At 53.3% G+C, this 15,758-nt stretch carries 14 protein-coding genes and 1 pseudogene; 6 read left to right on the top strand and 9 right to left on the bottom strand.

The features are described 5' to 3' along the window. Positions 1-52: 52 nt before the first annotated feature. Positions 53-292, bottom strand: a complete 240-nt coding sequence (ycgZ, locus tag BN2591_RS23925) for a regulatory protein YcgZ (RefSeq protein ID WP_086874203.1) — start codon at positions 290-292, stop codon at positions 53-55. A gap of 333 nt (positions 293-625) precedes the next feature. On the opposite strand from ycgZ, the gene BN2591_RS23920 reads away from it, so the two are divergent. From BN2591_RS23920 to BN2591_RS23910, 3 genes are all read left to right on the top strand, one after another. Beyond that, positions 626-1,849, top strand: coding sequence for a diguanylate phosphodiesterase (locus BN2591_RS23920; protein WP_086874202.1), 1,224 nt, complete (start codon positions 626-628; stop codon positions 1,847-1,849). Positions 1,850-1,949: 100 nt separating this feature from the next. After that, positions 1,950-2,696, top strand: coding sequence for a MerR family transcriptional regulator (locus BN2591_RS23915; protein WP_086874201.1), 747 nt, complete (start codon positions 1,950-1,952; stop codon positions 2,694-2,696). Positions 2,697-2,852: 156 nt separating this feature from the next. Beyond that, positions 2,853-3,662, top strand: coding sequence for a hypothetical protein (locus BN2591_RS23910; RefSeq protein WP_143468287.1), 810 nt, complete (start codon positions 2,853-2,855; stop codon positions 3,660-3,662). Between the two features lie 64 nt (positions 3,663-3,726). On the opposite strand, the gene BN2591_RS23905 is transcribed toward BN2591_RS23910, so the two are convergent. The 6 genes and pseudogenes from BN2591_RS23905 to BN2591_RS23885 form a co-directional block, all read right to left on the bottom strand. Beyond that, positions 3,727-4,962 carry an MFS transporter gene (locus tag BN2591_RS23905; protein WP_086874199.1) on the bottom strand — a complete coding sequence of 412 codons (1,236 nt, stop codon included), beginning with the start codon at positions 4,960-4,962 and terminating at the stop codon, positions 3,727-3,729. A gap of 20 nt (positions 4,963-4,982) precedes the next feature. Then, on the bottom strand, positions 4,983-6,518 hold the full coding sequence (locus tag BN2591_RS23900; protein ID WP_086874198.1) for a DHA2 family efflux MFS transporter permease subunit: 1,536 nt from the start codon (positions 6,516-6,518) through the stop codon (positions 4,983-4,985). 10 nt (positions 6,519-6,528) lie between these two features. Then, positions 6,529-7,707, bottom strand: a complete 1,179-nt coding sequence (locus tag BN2591_RS23895) for an HlyD/EmrA/EmrK family protein (RefSeq protein ID WP_086874197.1) — start codon at positions 7,705-7,707, stop codon at positions 6,529-6,531. 22 nt (positions 7,708-7,729) lie between these two features. After that, positions 7,730-8,185, bottom strand: a complete 456-nt coding sequence (locus tag BN2591_RS23890; protein ID WP_086874196.1) for a MarR family transcriptional regulator — start codon at positions 8,183-8,185, stop codon at positions 7,730-7,732. Positions 8,186-8,343: 158 nt separating this feature from the next. Then, positions 8,344-8,466: pseudogene (locus tag BN2591_RS24900) on the bottom strand (HAD family hydrolase); the annotation flags it as partial. 119 nt (positions 8,467-8,585) lie between these two features. Beyond that, a complete protein-coding gene (locus BN2591_RS23885) occupies positions 8,586-9,200 on the bottom strand; it encodes a hypothetical protein (protein WP_086874195.1) in 615 nt (204 codons plus the stop codon). Between the two features lie 694 nt (positions 9,201-9,894). Here BN2591_RS23885 and BN2591_RS23880 point away from each other — a divergent pair. Then, positions 9,895-10,401, top strand: coding sequence for a ferritin-like domain-containing protein (locus tag BN2591_RS23880; protein ID WP_086874194.1), 507 nt, complete (start codon positions 9,895-9,897; stop codon positions 10,399-10,401). A 27-nt stretch (positions 10,402-10,428) separates the two neighbouring features. Then, positions 10,429-11,304, top strand: a complete 876-nt coding sequence (locus BN2591_RS23875; protein WP_086874193.1) for a manganese catalase family protein — start codon at positions 10,429-10,431, stop codon at positions 11,302-11,304. 35 nt (positions 11,305-11,339) lie between these two features. Here the strand turns inward: BN2591_RS23875 and BN2591_RS23870 are convergent, their stop codons facing one another. Next, a complete protein-coding gene (locus BN2591_RS23870; RefSeq protein WP_086874192.1) occupies positions 11,340-12,167 on the bottom strand; it encodes an MBL fold metallo-hydrolase in 828 nt (275 codons plus the stop codon). Between the two features lie 18 nt (positions 12,168-12,185). Next, positions 12,186-12,932 (bottom strand): OBAP family protein, encoded by a 747-nt coding sequence (locus BN2591_RS23865; RefSeq protein ID WP_086874191.1) that lies wholly within the window; start codon positions 12,930-12,932, stop codon positions 12,186-12,188. Positions 12,933-13,563: 631 nt separating this feature from the next. On the opposite strand from BN2591_RS23865, the gene katG reads away from it, so the two are divergent. Further along, complete coding sequence (katG, locus tag BN2591_RS23860) at positions 13,564-15,747, top strand: catalase/peroxidase HPI (protein WP_086874190.1); 2,184 nt, start codon at positions 13,564-13,566, stop codon at positions 15,745-15,747. Positions 15,748-15,758: the final 11 nt, after the last annotated feature.

The following is a 15,758-nucleotide window of genomic DNA, read 5'->3' as shown; positions in this document are numbered from 1 at the left end:
GTGAGAATTGACTCAAATAACCAGGTGATTTATCGCGATTAGCCTTTTCATTTTAACGATCAAACAGCAAGCCAATCAGCGTGTGATAGTGGCTCTCCTCTTCCGGGCCGGATGCTTTTTCAAGCCGCGACAATAATTTGGTACAAATAGCCTTACGGTTCAGATTGCGGCCTTCGGTAAGGATCTCGACAGCAATGCGTCCTAATGTTTCTTGCTGTGTCGGCAGCGTCGCTTTATCAAAATAGCGGGTAACGGCATTCGCTGTGTTCGGAAGGAAACTATTCTGTTGCATCTGTTACTCCTCTAAAGTCCATGAGTCAGGAAAGTACAATTAAAGTTATACAAAGTTTGCCAATATGTACATAGAAATTGTACAAAATAATTAGCCCCCTATAGAAACACTCCATAAATTTATACAAATCATCAAGTTAACACGAAAACAAAAGCTCTCGGACGCAACAAGCTTGTACAAATTACCTGTATCGATGCCTGCTGAGTTGTTAACATTTCTGCATAATGACCTGCGGACATAAGCGAACTATTTGAAAATAAATGGAATAACGGCACAACGTCCTGGCTATCTTCTGCTAAGGTAAATATTCCTAAATCTCCTGCCGGAACGCGTATGCTTACCACCATCATTTACCGCAGCCACCTGCATGACCATGTCTCATTTAAGATGCTTGAAGAGATGGTCGCAGCCGCCAATATCAAAAATGGTCGGGCCAGCGTGACGGGGATCCTGCTATTCAATGGCACCCATTTTTTTCAACTGCTTGAAGGGCCTGAAGAAAGTGTTACGGCTATTTATCAGGACATCTGTGGCGATGACCGCCATTACAATCTGGTCGAAGTGCTCAGAGACTACGCGCCGTCAAGGCGCTTCGGTAAGACGGGTATGGAGCTGTTTGACTTGCGCGATCACGACCGTGAAGCGGTATTGCAGACCGTGTTCGATAAAGGCACAACGCGATACCAGCTGACGTATGGCGATCGCGCATTGCAGTTCTTTCAGACCTTCGTTGAAGACAGCGAGAAAGAGTTCTACTACGAAATTCCGCCGGGCGATGCCTGGGAATTTATGGCCGATGACAACGCGATAACCCTGCCGCCAGGCGTCCCGGATAGCGGTGCCGACTGCCATTTTGCTTTCCAGCCTATTGTCGACCCCTTTGCCCGCCAGATTGTCGCTGTCGAAGCCCTGCTGCGCACCCGCGTAGGTGGCTCGCCGCAAGAGTGGTTCGACGATATGGCCGGGGATGATATTTACACTGCCGATTTACAAAGCAAGCGCGTCGCTTTTGCAATGGCTGCCGCATTAAAGCTGGGCGCGCAGTCGCTTTCGGTAAATTTGCTACCCATGACGCTGGTAAAGGTGCCAGGTGCCGCTGAATTTATTGTGCAGGCGATTAAAGAAAACGGGCTGGTTCCTGAACAGGTCATCGTTGAATTTAACGAAAGCGCCGTGTTTTCATGCCTTGATGCGTTTACGCAGGCGGTGAAAATGCTTAAAGGTGCCGGTATTCGCGTGGCTATCGATCACTTCGGGGCCGGGTTTGGCGGGTTGGTATTGCTGACGCAATTCCAGCCGGATCGCATCAAAATCAACCGCGCCCTGATTGCGGATGTGCACAAAAGTGGCTCCCGTCAGGCGATTGTTCAGGCGATCATCAAATGCTGTACCTCGCTGGAAATTGCCATTTCCGCCGTCGGCGTCGAGAAAGCGGAAGAGTGGATGTGGCTTGAATCGGCGGGCATTTCTCAGTTCCAGGGACATCTTTTCGCGCACCCGGATTTAAACGGCATTCCGGCCGTGGCCTGGCCAGAAAAAAGAGATGAGATGGTATAAGCTGTGCAAGGATGTTGTACAAAAAAGGATTTGTACAACTTTGCGAAGTTAACTTAGTCTGTGAAATGGGCACACTGGCGTTAAAGAGTACGAGGGAGTCATGGCTTTTTATAGTATCGGCGAGGTTGCCGAACGCTGCGGGATAAACCCGGTCACACTACGCGCATGGCAGCGTCGCTATGGGCTGTTAAAACCGCAGCGCAGTGAAGGCGGTCATCGTCAATTCGATGAGTCTGACATTCAGCGCATTGTGGAAATCAAGCGCTGGATCGACAACGGCATTTCCGTAAGCAAAGTTAAGGCCTTGCTCGACGACAACAAATTCGCCGGGCAAACAAGCTGGGCGTCACTCCAGGAAGAGTTGATGTCCATACTGCGCCAAGTGAATCCCTCCCGGCTACGCGCAACCCTTCACGCGTTAAGCCAAACACACGCAGCCGATGTGCTTATCGACGACATTCTGGTGCCGGTACGCCAGCGGCTCAATCGTGATAAAAATACCGCGCGCGTGGCGCTAAGCCTGCTGGATGGCGTGTTAGTGGAGTTCGCCGCGTCAGGCATCGCCACCGCGCGTGAACAGGCCGCAAAAATGGCGCTGCTGATCGCCTGGGGAAATGACGATCGCACCCATCTATGGCTCGAAGCCTGGCGCCTTTCACAGCAGGGCTGGCGCATCGATGTTCTCGCCGAGCCGCTCGACTCCCCTCACCCGGAATTTTTTCCCGGCCAGCATCTGTTTGTCTGGACCGGCAAACCGCTCACGCGCAGCCAGTCACAGCAGCTTGCCCACTGGCGCGAGCAGGGTTTTGCTATTGCTCACCACAGCGGTAAAGCAGAAAGCCTTTGAGTCTGGCGTTAAATTCAGCCTTGTTTCTCTGCCGCTGTCGGTTTGCTGAAAAACGTTCGTCCCCCACTACTCCTGATGATCGCGCGGATCATCAGCTCTGGTTATAATCGCTTCGCCAGTTGGCTCAGGAAAATAAGGTTAATCAGGGGGAGCGTTGTGACAGATAAAGCATCAGATTCAGGATTAAAGGAACAAATAGCCGATTTTGCCAGTAACGTTATTTCCAGCCGATTAAAAGGGCCTCTGTATATCTATTTATTGTGCTCACTGGTCGCGTTTAACTGGAAGCACATATTACTCATCGCCATGTCGGATGAGAAAATAGAAACCCTCCTTAAAAATATCACCGGCACTTACCATTTCTCGCACAACTTTTTTTACTGGCCGCTGGTGGTGGGTTTTGGCATGTCGATAGCCATGCCGGTACTGGATTTTATTGTTAATTTACTCTCCTCATTTGTACGTATTGGCGTTCACTGGTCAGATCGCGTTGCAAATACCGCATGGCAATGGATTGTGCAACGTCTCAACGCAGGCAGATCAAAGACATTGAGAAAAACGCAGGCGCTCGAAGTTGATCTTGCAAAAGCCCAACTTCAACTTGATAACGCCCAAAAATCTCTCAGCAATACCCGACAACTCTCCTCATCAGTTCGCCAGGAAATTATTTCGCTTGCCGCGCGACTGGCTGTCATTTCCGGAAATATAAGCACTAACCTGGCAGAATTAAATGACCCCGATAAGGTTCTGAGCACGATTCATAAATTTTTCGATTTTGAGGAATATAACTCAGCGCGTGCGCTGGCGGAGAAAATCTATATTTCAAATGGTTCAGCAGAATTTATAGCGGCATTGTCACGCGAAACCCGCATGCTGACTGAAAACGAAATCGCAAAGATCATGGCATTTCTGAACCTTCCGTCCACCACTGCCGAAGAGAACGAACCCGCTCCTGCGCAGGGTTAACCATCCTGCCAGGCAATTATCCCTTCCCTGAACAGAGCCCGGTATAAACCGGGCTCGCAGTAACCTACCCCATCTCACTTTCCAGCCGCTGGCGGTGGCGCAAACCAGGGAACCACTTCATCCACAGGGCTACCACAATCAACGTGCCGACACCGCCAATCGCCGCCGCAGGCACCGCGCCGAGCCACGCCGCCAGCATGCCGGATTCAAACTCGCCGAGCTGGTTAGAGGTGTTGATAAAAATGGAGTTAACCGCGTTGACCCGCCCGCGCATCTCGTCTGGCGTATCGAGTTGCACCAGCGAACCGCGGATCACCATGCTCACCATGTCGAAACCTCCAAGCGCGAACAGCGCCAGCAGCGACAACCACATCCAGCTTGAAAAGGCGAACACCAGCGTCGCCACGCCAAACCCCGCCACGCACATAAACATGATCATGCCGACATTGCGCGTCAGCGCGCGGTGGCTTAACCAGAAACCCACCAGCAGCGCGCCAACGGCTGGCGCACTGCGCAGCAAACCCAGACCGAGCGGCCCGGTATGCAGTACATCATGGGCGAAAATAGGCAGCAGCGCGGTTGCGCCACCGAGCAATACGGCAAACAGATCGAGCGAAATCACCCCCAGCACATCCGGGCGATTGCGGATAAACCCAACGCCGGCAAACAGCGAAGATAAGGTCGCCGGCGTGCGCGGCGGTTGCGCCTGTTCATAACGCAGGGTCATCACCAGCAGCAGCGACACCAGATAAAGCCCGGCGGTAACGCTGTACACCACATCGGCTCCCGCCGCGTAGAGAAAACCACCCAGCGCCGGGCCGACAATCTGCGCCGCCTGACCGGAAACCGCATTCGCGGCCGTTGCGCGCGGTAAAATGGAGAGCGGCACCAGCGCAGGCAACATCGAAATCATCGACGGCGACTCAATGGTTTTGGCGCAAGAGATAACAAAGATAAGCGACAAAATTACCCACACGCTGGCATCGCCCTGCCACGTTAGCCATGCCAGCGCGGCAATAGCCAGCCACTCGAAAATCTGCGCCAGCAGCACCACGCGACGGCGATCAAACTGGTCGGCGATATGCCCGGCAGGCAACGCCAGCGTCACCGAGGGAATAAACTGCACCAGACCAATCATCCCCAGCCAGAAAGCGCTCTGGGTCTGGGAGTAAATTTGCCAGCCGACGATGATAGATAACATCTGGAAACCGAAGCTGGAGCTGGTTCGCGCCAGCCAGAAGGCGACAAACGAACGATGCTGCAATAAACGACCATCACTGCCTGGTAACACCGGAGCCATACATTATTCCATCTCTGTTATTAGTGTCCTGCCGATGGCGCGCCCGGCGCACCGGAACGCACAAATGGCGGGCGGGCAAACCAAATCACCACCACCAGCGCCATAAATCCCCAGCCCAACAGCCAGAAATAGTCGATGGTCGACAGCATATAGGCTTGTTGCTCAATGGTTTTATCCACCGCCGCCAGGTGTTGCTGCGTCGCGCCGCCCATTTTATGCAGATAATCGGTAGCCGCCGGGTTATAAACCGAGACGCTTTCCGTCAGGTTAGCGTGGTGGTAAACCTCGCGATGCGACCAGATCCAGGTGGTGAGCGACGAGGCAAACGAGCCGCCCAGCACGCGGAAAAAGGTCGCCAGCCCGGAGCCTTCCGCCACTTCGGCACCGTGCAGATTCGACAGCACAATGGTGGTGATCGGCATAAAGAAAAATGCCACGCCGATACCCATAAACATCTGCACTTCCGCCACGGTGCGAAAATCAACACTGGTATTAAACTGCGCACGGATAAGGCAGGATGCGCCCATCGTCAGAAACGACACCGACGCCAGCAGGCGCAGATCCACTTTATGGGCATAACGACCGATAAACGGCGTTAACAGCAGCGGTAAAAAGCCCATCGGCGCGGCGGCAAGCCCGGCCCAGATAGCGGTATACCCCATCTGGGTTTGCAGCCACTGCGGCAGGATAATGTTAATGGCAAAAAAGGCCGCATAACCGAGCGTCAGTGTTGCGGTACCGATGGCGAAGTTACGATCTTTAAACAGCCGCAGGTTCACAATCGGGTGCTGCTCGCCCAGTTCCCAGATGACAAACGACACCAGCGCAATGGCGGAAAGTACCGACATGACGATGATTTCAGTGGCGTTAAACCAGTCCATGTCGTTGCCTTTATCCAGCACCACCTGCAACAAGCCCACGCCGAGCACCAGCAGCGCAATGCCGATGTAATCAATCGGCGAGTGCGAGGTGGTTTCTTCGCGCTCGCGCAGCTGTGTCCAGACCACGATGGCGGCGAAAATCCCAATCGGCACGTTGATATAGAAGATCCACGGCCACGAGTAATTGTCGGTGATCCAGCCGCCGGTAATCGGCCCGACAATCGGCGCAACCACGGTCACCATCGACAACAACGCCAGCGCCATACTGCGTTTACTGGTCGGGAAAATGACCAATAACAGCGTCTGGCACATCGGGAACATCGGCCCGGCGAAAAAGCCCTGCAAGGCGCGGAAGATAATCAGCTCGGTCATGCTGTGGGCAAACCCGCACAGGAACGAGGTCAGGGTAAATAAGGCTACCGAACCGACAAACAGCCTGAGCTGACCAAACCGGCGGGTAAACCAGCCGGTCAGCGGCAGCGCAATGGCGTTGCACACCGCGAACGAGGTAATCACCCAGGTCCCCTGATCCGAACTGACGCCAAGGTTACCGGCGATGGTCGGCAGCGCCACGTTGGCGATGGTGGTATCCAGCACCTGCATAAAGGTTGCCAGCGACAGCGCAATTGTCGCCAGCAACAGGCTGGGTGGCGTAAACGCCGACTTATCTTGCATAACGTCTCTCTTAGCGGGCGCTGGTTGCTAGCGCCTGGCTGTTGTCATGAAGAATTTTCGCCACCAGTTGATCGGCGTTTTCCAGCGCGTTCTGGTAAACGTCAGTGGTGAAGCGCGGCACGGCAACCGTTTTGGGCGGCAGCAGATCGCCATCGGCGTTACGAATATCCACGCGGGCAAACATCGACAGTCCCACACGCAGCGGGTGTTTCTGCATATCATGCGGGTCAAGAGTGATGCGCACCGGCAAACGCTGGATGATCTTGATCCAGTTCCCGCTGGCGTTTTGCGCCGGCAGCAGCGAAAACGCACTGCCGGTACCGATACCCAGGCTCTCAATGGTGCCGTGGTATTCCACATCATCACCATAGAGATCGGCGGTCAGCGTCACTTTCTGCCCCAGGCGCATGGTGTTCATCTGGCTCTCTTTAAAGTTGGCGTCTACCCACACCTGATCCAGCGGCACAATCGACATCAGCGTGGTGCCGGAATCGACGCGCATCCCCAGTTGCACCGCGCGTTTCGCGACAAACCCGCTTACCGGCGCAACAATGGTGCTACGCGCGTTATCGAGGTAACGCTGGCGCAAGGTGGCAATCGCGCTTTTGATCTCCGGATGGCTGTCGATAACCGTGTCATCAGTCATCGCCAGGTTGGTGCTTAACGCCTGTTGCGCCGCCGCCAGGTCGCTTTTCGCCGTCGCAACCGCATCGCGGTAGTGCGCTAAATCCTCAACGGAAATCGCGCCGCTGGTGGCTATTTTTTGCCGACGCGCATAATCGTTCTGCGCGGTTTGCAGCGCAGTTTGTTTCGCCGCGACCTGCGCGCGGTAGTTATCGACCGTGCTGTACAAGCCGCGTACCTGGCGTACGGTGCTGGCCAGGTTGGCTTCTGCCTGCTGCAGGGCAATTTCGGTGTCACTCGGATCCAGCAACACCAGCGGCTGCCCTTTTTCGACGTAATCGCCTTCATCGACGGTTACCTGCGTCACCGTGCCGCCGATTTGCGGCGTTAAGGTCACCAGATTGGCGTTAACATACGCATCATCCGTGCTTTCGTAGTAACGGGCATATAACAGATACCAGGCCAGACAGCCTGCGGCGATAAGCAGCAAAACAACGAACAGGATAGCGAAGTTGCGCTTACGTTTGCTCGGCGCGCGTTCGGGTTGTGCAGATGAAGTTTGCATCTTGATACCTTTTCAGGACAGCTTAGCGATGTGGGCGGGTTGCCTCGTCCGGCAACATTTTTATCAGGAGTTCAACCAGCAGCCGTGACTCGTCAGCGGTCAGGCGGCTGGTCAGCGTACTGAGAATCGAGGCCAGCGCCTCATTCTGAAAACGGTCACAAATCACTCGCCCTTTGTCGGTCAGGTCGAGAATGACCTGGCGTTTATCTTCCGGGTTGGTGGTGCGCACAATCAGATCGCGCTTGACCATGCGCTCCAGCATACGGCTCATCGCCCCGGCGTCCATCAGCAGATTTTTGCTCACTTCAACCGGGCTATTGAAGCCTTTATAGATACTTATCAGTACCTTAAACTGTGCGGCGGTGATATCCGCAGAGGAAAAGTACTGACTTATTAGCTGGTCTTTGAACTGGTTTGCCAGATGAATCAACAAACCGAGGTGCAGTTTAGGGTTGGGAATATCCGTAGCGTTGGTCATGATATTTGCCTGGTCAGTAATTACAAATGAAATTACTGACCAGGCAGTTAACTGTCAATGAATTGTCAAGATAAGCGCACATTTTGTCAGTGCGAGAGGGTGCTCTGGAGGGGAGAAATCACTTTAAGGCATTGAATTGATACGGCGTGTTGTCACTGTTCCAGCGCCTGGTAGGTAGCCGCAGCCAGTTTTCCTTTGTATGTCAGGGTTTCGTCCATGTCCGTCAGGACAAATTGCACGGCGCGGAAAGTCTCAGAATGGGCATTTCCCAGTGGTTTCATGATGTTCTCCTCGCAGGCTTTAAGGGTAACGAGCCATCAACGCCCTGAACATCATTCTGGTTAGCACTAATCCTCATATAGAAAAGCAAAAACGGGAAATGTCGTGACAATAGCGCCGTTCATACCCGTTTGCTCCAGCGAACATTTCCCCATTTCGCACGCCCGTTTTCGGTGGTGCGCCCGCCACAAGGCGGGTAACCCGGCGGCTCAATGACGATATTGCGCATTGTTGGGGCGATGTGAAAAGGGGCAAAGATCCGCTGAAGCTGCGAATGATGCCGATTGAGCTCCGGCAGCGCATACCAGATAAGTTCACCAAGCGATTGCTCCAGCCACGTTTCCACCGTCATCCCCTCCGCTAAGGGTGTCATCAATGCCTCGCTTTGCGCCATCTTGTGCAAATTAGCGTAATCCGCAATCTGCCAGCCGCAAAATTCCAGCGTGTCAGAGGTGAAATAGAGATCCTCAACAACGTCTTTATCCTCTGTACTGAGCATCTCCTCCTCGGCATCGCTGAGCTGTGCGTATAAAAAGCGAGTAGCCAGCGCCGGTAAATGATGCACGACGAGCCCCGGATGTTCTCCACTTCCGCCGCCAAGGATCAGATTATCCGGCGTGGCGCTAAAGTCGTAGCCACCCCACCCTTCGCCGGCAATTACTTCTAACGGGCGGTAAAGGGGTAAATAGCCCAGACGACCAATCAGTTCATGATCGTAACTGTCGATATAACTCATCTTATCTGTCACCTGGTTTTTTATGTTACGTGCGCTGAAAGTATTCGGCGGTTTCAACCAATCCGCAGTTAATAAGCGCCAGAGAAAGCAACGGTAATCGACGTTAATACCGTCATCCCTTCTTGCCTTATGACACCAACCTGCCTTTATAACGTCGGGAATGGATCGGCTCAACTGCGCAATCTGGTGGTAACGCCGGTTGGCGGGTGCGTTACGGGTTGAGATAGTTCTTAAACTGGCTGGATATCACGCTATTAGCCGCTGGCTAAACGTAAAGAAATGTCAAAAAAGGCCACTAAACCATCAGCAATACCTGCCAAAAATGAGTGATAGTGACGGGTGTGATTAATGAAAACGAAAGTGCATTCCGCTAACTTACTAATATTCAGGAAGATTTATTTTTAAAAATATAAAATCAAGCGAAGCGGTGTGCGAAAAATATATTTAAACAAGGCTATTTACGTCTCGGTTTGACTAAATGAAGTCAGTGTCTAAATTTAATAACAAGCGATACACGTTAGCATGCAAATATAAAGCAGTAAGGATATCAGGATTACTATTTATCTATTTTATTTACCTCGCGCTAATATAACAGCGCACTACTCCCCCTGATATTTCTTATTAATTGTATAACTGCTGATTACAGCGGCAGTGTCCCCTTTTTCTTATCCACTCAACCATGAAAGGATTAGATATGACGCCTCAAGAAAATTATCACGACTGGTTACGCGATGCACACGCAATGGAAAAACAGGCTGAATCAATGCTTAATGCTATGAGCAGCCGCATCGATAATTACCCCGATTTACGGGCAAGGATTGAGCAACATTTAACAGAAACACAAGGGCAAATTAAATTACTGGAAACGGTGATGGATCGTAATGATATTAACCGTTCGCTAATGAAAGATGCCACCAGCAAAATGGCGGCGATGGGTCAGTCATTTGGCGGCATGTTTGCACCGGATGAAATCGTTAAAGGCGCAATCAGTAGTTATGTCTTCGAGCAATTTGAAATTGCCTGTTATACCTCGCTTATTACCGCGGCGGAAAAAGCCGGTGACAGCGCCAGCATCGATATATTCAAACAGATTCTGGCTGAAGAAAAAGCGATGGCCGAATGGGCAATCAATCATATTCCGGATGTGACAGAACAATTTTTGCTGCGCAGCGCAGCGGAAGGCGTGGAAGCTAAAAAATAATAATTTTTCCTTTTCAGGAGGCAAGCAATGTTTCGTCATGTTAAGCAATTGCAATACACCGTGCGCGTCAGTGAACCGAACCCTGGGCTGGCCAACCTGCTGCTCGAACAGTTTGGCGGTCCGCAAGGGGAACTGGCTGCGGCATGCCGCTATTTCACCCAGGGGTTGGGTGATGAAGACGCCGGTCGCAAAGAGATGTTGATGGACATCGCGACAGAAGAGCTCAGCCATCTGGAAATTATCGGTTCGCTGGTCGGTATGCTCAATAAAGGGGCAAAAGGCGAGCTGGCCGAAGGTACTGAAAATGAAGCGGAACTGTACCGCTCGTTAACCGAAAACGGTAATGACAGCCATATCACTTCGCTGCTGTACGGCGGCGGCCCGGCGCTGACAAACTCGGCAGGCGTGCCGTGGACAGCGGCTTATGTTGATACGATTGGCGAAGTGACCGCCGATTTACGCTCAAATATCGCCGCCGAAGCGCGCGCGAAGATTATTTATGAGCGTTTAATCAATGTCACCGACGATCCGGGGGTAAAAGACGCGTTAGGTTTCCTGATGACGCGTGAAGCCGCGCATATGCTCTCTTTTGAGAAGGCGCTCTACTCGATTCGCAATAATTTCCCGCCAGGAAAATTACCGCCAATCGAACAGTACACCAACGTCTATTACAACATGTCGGAAGGTGACGATCCGCGTGGTAGCTGGAACAGCGATGAAAACTTCGAGTATGTCGCCGATCCACAACCGGCGGTCGACGGCGGTGATGGTTCCGCCACCACCACGCTCAGCCCGGAACAACTGGCGCTGGTAAAAGCGATGGCAGAACGCACCAAATCCGATCCGGGCGTTGATCCGCTCACCGGTGCCGAACTCGGCCACGGTGAACCGCAACCGAAATAAGCCTCCCGAAAGCATCTGCCTTGCAGATGCTTTTTTTATCCCTCTTGTAAGGCGCGCAGTTCCTGCGCATCGTGGCTACAAAACAGCCGCACTTCCTTACCCTGTGCTAGCGCCAGCTCGCGCAGACGTTGTTGGTTGACCCTTCTGGCACCGTTATCCATCGCCATCATCCATTGATAAAAACGCAGCCCCGGCGTGCAGTGGCGTTCCGGCAGACCGATTTCCCCCCGGTAAAACCATGCATCGCCTCCGTGCAGTAACCAGCCATCTGAATGTTGAATACCCACCCCGGCGTGGCCCAGCGTGTGGCCGGCGAGCGGGATAAGCAAAATCTCCGGCGGCAGCCCACGCAGCGCCTTCACGGCATCAAAGCCGAACCATTGTTCGCCTTCGGCGGCATATCCCTGCCAGCCAGAAACGCCCTGCCACTGGCCGGGTCGATAACGCTCGCGTGTCAGCCAGCCGTGCCGCTGCTGTGCGGTGTCGATTTCGCGCTGTAAGAGATGGATCTGCGCCTGCGGGAAATCGGTCAGGCCGCCTGCGTGGTCAAAATCCAGATGGGTTAACACAATGTGCCGCACATCTTCAGCCTGAAACCCCAACGCCTTCACCTGTGCCAGCGCCGTTAAGCTTTCCCGGTGCTGAATGTTGTTCAACAGGCGAAAAAAGGCCGGAATATTTCGCCGGGGCTGGCGCATATCGGTGGTGCCGAACCCGGTGTCCACCAGCACCAGGCCGTGGCGTTGTGTTTCCAGCAGCAGGCAGTGACACGCCAGATGCGCATGCACTCCTTTACTGAAACCGTCATACAACGCGCCGCCGAGGGGGCACATACAGCCGCAATTAAGATGGTGAATAATCACGTTTCCCCTCCGCAGGCGTTATTTATGGGTATGTGTATCTTCCGAGAGCGTAACGGGTTTGATTTGAATCACCTGTCCCTGTTCCCAGGCATCCGCACCCTGCGCCACCGGGTGCGCAGGCAGATCTTTACGCTGCTGCCTGATAGCCGACGTGTTGACGCCGAAACGGCGATCGCGATCGGCAAGCAACGCCGGATCGAGTTGTCCATCCTGGGTAAATCCCATCATTAACGCAGGTACGCCCAGCGGCAGCGTCTGGTCACGCTCAGTGTGCCAGGTATGCCAGGTCTTGCCGTAGGTATTCACGATATTGCTCATCAAGGCTTTTTCGGCGACGGCGGGTAAACCGGGCGCAATAAGCGAGCCGGATTTCACTTCATAACGGTGGCTATGCCAGAGTTTTTTCTCCGCCGGCGGGAGTGTTTTGAAAAGTCGTTCACTGATGATGTATTCCACGCCCATCAGCCGTGCATTTGCGGTATTTCCGTCATAAATCACCGCCTGCATGACATCATTATTTAACACGGTGACATAATGATGGGCTTCCATTTGTCCTTGCCGATCGCCGTTATAAAAATGAAAGCCATCCAGGTAGGCGCTTATTGCCTCAATCGGCGGGCGAGATTGTATTAGCGCCGCGCCTGTTTCGAGAGTTTTCATTTTTGCGGAGGTTTTCTCGCCAGGTATGGCCGTTTGCGGCGCACTATTATTGGCACCACAACCAACGAGAAGCAGAGGAATAATAAGCGATAAAGCCAGACGCATTGATCTTTTTCCTTAAAATCAGGTGGAATAATCAGGTTAGCGTATGCTGCGTATTCGGCCAGTTATATCGTTATAATGTGCAGTCACGTCATTATTAGCGAAACGGTAGAAAAGAAAAAATATCTCTCTGCAGATAAGATTATCCGCAACGCCGGTCCCACGACGGCAAGCAAATGCGTTATCGTCATTTATTTTTCATTGTGCAAACGCCGCGAAATGCACTGATGACATTGCGTGTTTATTCGCTCTGCCTTTTCGGTTGATTAAATTAACAGGGCACCGATAACGCAGCGAAACAGTATTTCGCACACGGTTAGGGATATATTCCGACCAAATGTGGACGTTTAATTTCGCCGGGAAAATACAAAAGTGTGTTGCATACGCTTGCAGGCCGCGCCTGCTCTACTTGCTTTTGCCGTCACAAAAAATGCGCTACGCCCTGAAAAAAACCGTAACGGCAGTGGTGGAATTGCTAAGGTTTAGGAGTGGGTAGCGCAGTTAAGCGATTTGCGTCAAGTTTTTACCATTTTATAGAAAGGTATTAACTATCAAATCTGTAGATTCATTCAAATACCTTTATCAGGAAGCAGTGTATATCGTAACGACAGAACACAAGCAAATGGAGCCCGATATGAGCACGTCAGACGATCAATCCCTCTCGTCATCCGTCGAGAAATGCCCCTTTCATAACAAAAGCAATGAAAAAAGTGCAGGCCCGGTAACCAGTAACCGCGACTGGTGGCCTAACCAGTTGCGCGTAGATTTGCTAAACCAACACTCCAACCGTTCTAATCCGCTGGGCGAAAATTTTAACTACCGCGAAGAGTTTAAAAAGCTCGATTACTCCGCCCTGAAAGCCGACATCCGCAGTGTGCTGACCGACTCCCAGGAGTGGTGGCCAGCAGACTGGGGCAGCTATATCGGTCTGTTTATTCGCATGGCCTGGCACAGCGCAGGCACCTATCGCACCGTCGATGGTCGTGGGGGTTCGGGTCGCGGCCAGCAGCGCTTCGCACCGCTCAACTCGTGGCCGGATAACGTCAGTCTTGATAAAGCGCGTCGTCTGCTGTGGCCGGTGAAACAAAAATATGGTCAACAAATCTCCTGGGGCGATCTGATTATTCTGGCGGGCAACGTGGCGCTGGAAAATGCCGGTTTCCGCACTTTCGGTTTTGGTGCCGGGCGTGAAGATGTCTGGGAACCGGATATGGATGTCGACTGGGGTAATGAAAAAGAGTGGTTAAGCCACCGCCACCCGGAAAGCCTGGCGCAGGCCGCCATTGGTGCCACCGAAATGGGGTTGATTTACGTTAACCCGGAAGGCCCGAACGCCAGCGGCGAGCCGGTTTCCGCCGCCTCTGCCATTCGCGCCACCTTCGGCAATATGGGCATGAACGATGAAGAGACCGTCGCGCTGATCGCCGGTGGTCACACGCTGGGCAAAACCCACGGAGCCTCCACGCCGGATAACCATGTCGGGCCAGAGCCGGAAGCCGCGCCGCTGGAAGCGCAGGGGCTGGGCTGGATGAGCAGCTACGGTAGTGGCGCAGGCGCAGATGCCATCACATCCGGTCTGGAAGTGGCCTGGACGCAAACGCCGACCCAATGGAGCAACTACTTTTTCGAAAACCTGTTCAAATATGAGTGGGTGCAAACCCGCAGCCCGGCAGGTGCTATTCAATTTGAAGCCAAAGACGCGCCGGAAGTTATCCCTGATCCGTTTGACCCGGAGAAAAAACGCAAACCCACCATGCTGGTGACCGATTTGACGCTGCGTTTCGACCCGGAATTTGAAAAGATCTCGCGCCGTTTCCTCAACGATCCGCAAGCGTTTAATGAAGCCTTTGCCCGCGCATGGTTTAAACTGACCCACCGCGATATGGGGCCGAAATCACGCTATATCGGCCCGGAAGTGCCAAAAGAAGATCTTATTTGGCAGGATCCGTTGCCTGCGGCGGTTCATCAGCCGAACGGTGCTGATATCGCTAATCTGAAAGCGGCGATTGCCGAATCCGGCTTATCGGTAAGCGAACTGATTTCGGTCGCCTGGGCGTCTGCCTCCACCTTCCGTGGCGGCGATAAACGTGGCGGCGCGAACGGCGCACGCCTGGCACTGGCGCCGCAAAACGGCTGGGAAGTGAACGCCATCGCCGCGAAAGCCCTGCCCGCGTTGCAAAGCATTCAGAAAACGCTGGCGAAAGCCTCACTGGCGGATGTGATTGTGCTGGCAGGCGTGGTTGGCGTTGAGAAAGCCGCGGCAGCAGCCGGTGTGCAGGTCAATGTGCCGTTTACGCCGGGGCGTGTCGATGCGCGTCAGGATCAAACGGATGTGGACTCTTTCGCACTGATGGAGCCGCTGGCCGATGGTTTCCGCAACTATCGCCGCGTGTGGGATGGCATCAGCACCGAAACGTTGCTGATTGATAAAGCGCAGCAACTGACGCTCACCGCCCCGGAAATGACCGTGCTGGTCGGCGGCCTGCGCGTGCTGGGCGCGAACTATGACGGCAGCAAGCACGGCGTCTTTACCGACCAGCCGGGTGTGCTGAGCACCGATTTCTTCGTTAACCTGCTGGATATGCGCACCGCATGGAAAGCCACCGACGAAAAATCAGAGCTGTTTGAAGGCCGCGACCGCAAGAGCGGTGAGGTGAAATACACCGCCACTCGCGCCGACCTGGTGTTTGGCTCCAACTCGGTGCTGCGTGCGCTGGCCGAAGTTTACGCCAGCGCCGACGGCAAACAGAAATTCGTCACCGACTTTGTTGCCGCTTGGACAAAAGTGATGAATCTCGATCGCTTCGACCTGCTGTAATCCCCCACTTT

The organism is Kosakonia pseudosacchari (assembly GCF_900184035.1).
Classification (GTDB): Bacteria; Pseudomonadota; Gammaproteobacteria; order Enterobacterales; family Enterobacteriaceae; genus Kosakonia; species Kosakonia pseudosacchari.
The sequence above is the reverse complement of the archived record's forward strand: the minus strand, read 5'-3'. Positions and strand labels throughout refer to the sequence as shown.

Excerpts from the sequence above, each read along its gene's own strand:
- ycgZ (WP_086874203.1), bottom strand. The coding sequence starts at position 292 with ATGCAACAGAATAGTTTCCTTCCGAACACAGCGAATGCCGTTACCCGC.
- BN2591_RS23920 (WP_086874202.1), top strand. The coding sequence starts at position 626 with ATGCTTACCACCATCATTTACCGCAGCCACCTGCATGACCATGTCTCA.
- BN2591_RS23915 (WP_086874201.1), top strand. The coding sequence starts at position 1,950 with ATGGCTTTTTATAGTATCGGCGAGGTTGCCGAACGCTGCGGGATAAAC.
- BN2591_RS23905 (WP_086874199.1), bottom strand. The coding sequence starts at position 4,962 with ATGGCTCCGGTGTTACCAGGCAGTGATGGTCGTTTATTGCAGCATCGT.
- BN2591_RS23900 (WP_086874198.1), bottom strand. The coding sequence starts at position 6,518 with ATGCAAGATAAGTCGGCGTTTACGCCACCCAGCCTGTTGCTGGCGACA.
- BN2591_RS23895 (WP_086874197.1), bottom strand. The coding sequence starts at position 7,707 with ATGCAAACTTCATCTGCACAACCCGAACGCGCGCCGAGCAAACGTAAG.
- BN2591_RS23890 (WP_086874196.1), bottom strand. The coding sequence starts at position 8,185 with ATGACCAACGCTACGGATATTCCCAACCCTAAACTGCACCTCGGTTTG.
- BN2591_RS23885 (WP_086874195.1), bottom strand. The coding sequence starts at position 9,200 with ATGAGTTATATCGACAGTTACGATCATGAACTGATTGGTCGTCTGGGC.
- BN2591_RS23880 (WP_086874194.1), top strand. The coding sequence starts at position 9,895 with ATGACGCCTCAAGAAAATTATCACGACTGGTTACGCGATGCACACGCA.
- BN2591_RS23875 (WP_086874193.1), top strand. The coding sequence starts at position 10,429 with ATGTTTCGTCATGTTAAGCAATTGCAATACACCGTGCGCGTCAGTGAA.
- BN2591_RS23865 (WP_086874191.1), bottom strand. The coding sequence starts at position 12,932 with ATGCGTCTGGCTTTATCGCTTATTATTCCTCTGCTTCTCGTTGGTTGT.
- katG (WP_086874190.1), top strand. The coding sequence starts at position 13,564 with ATGAGCACGTCAGACGATCAATCCCTCTCGTCATCCGTCGAGAAATGC.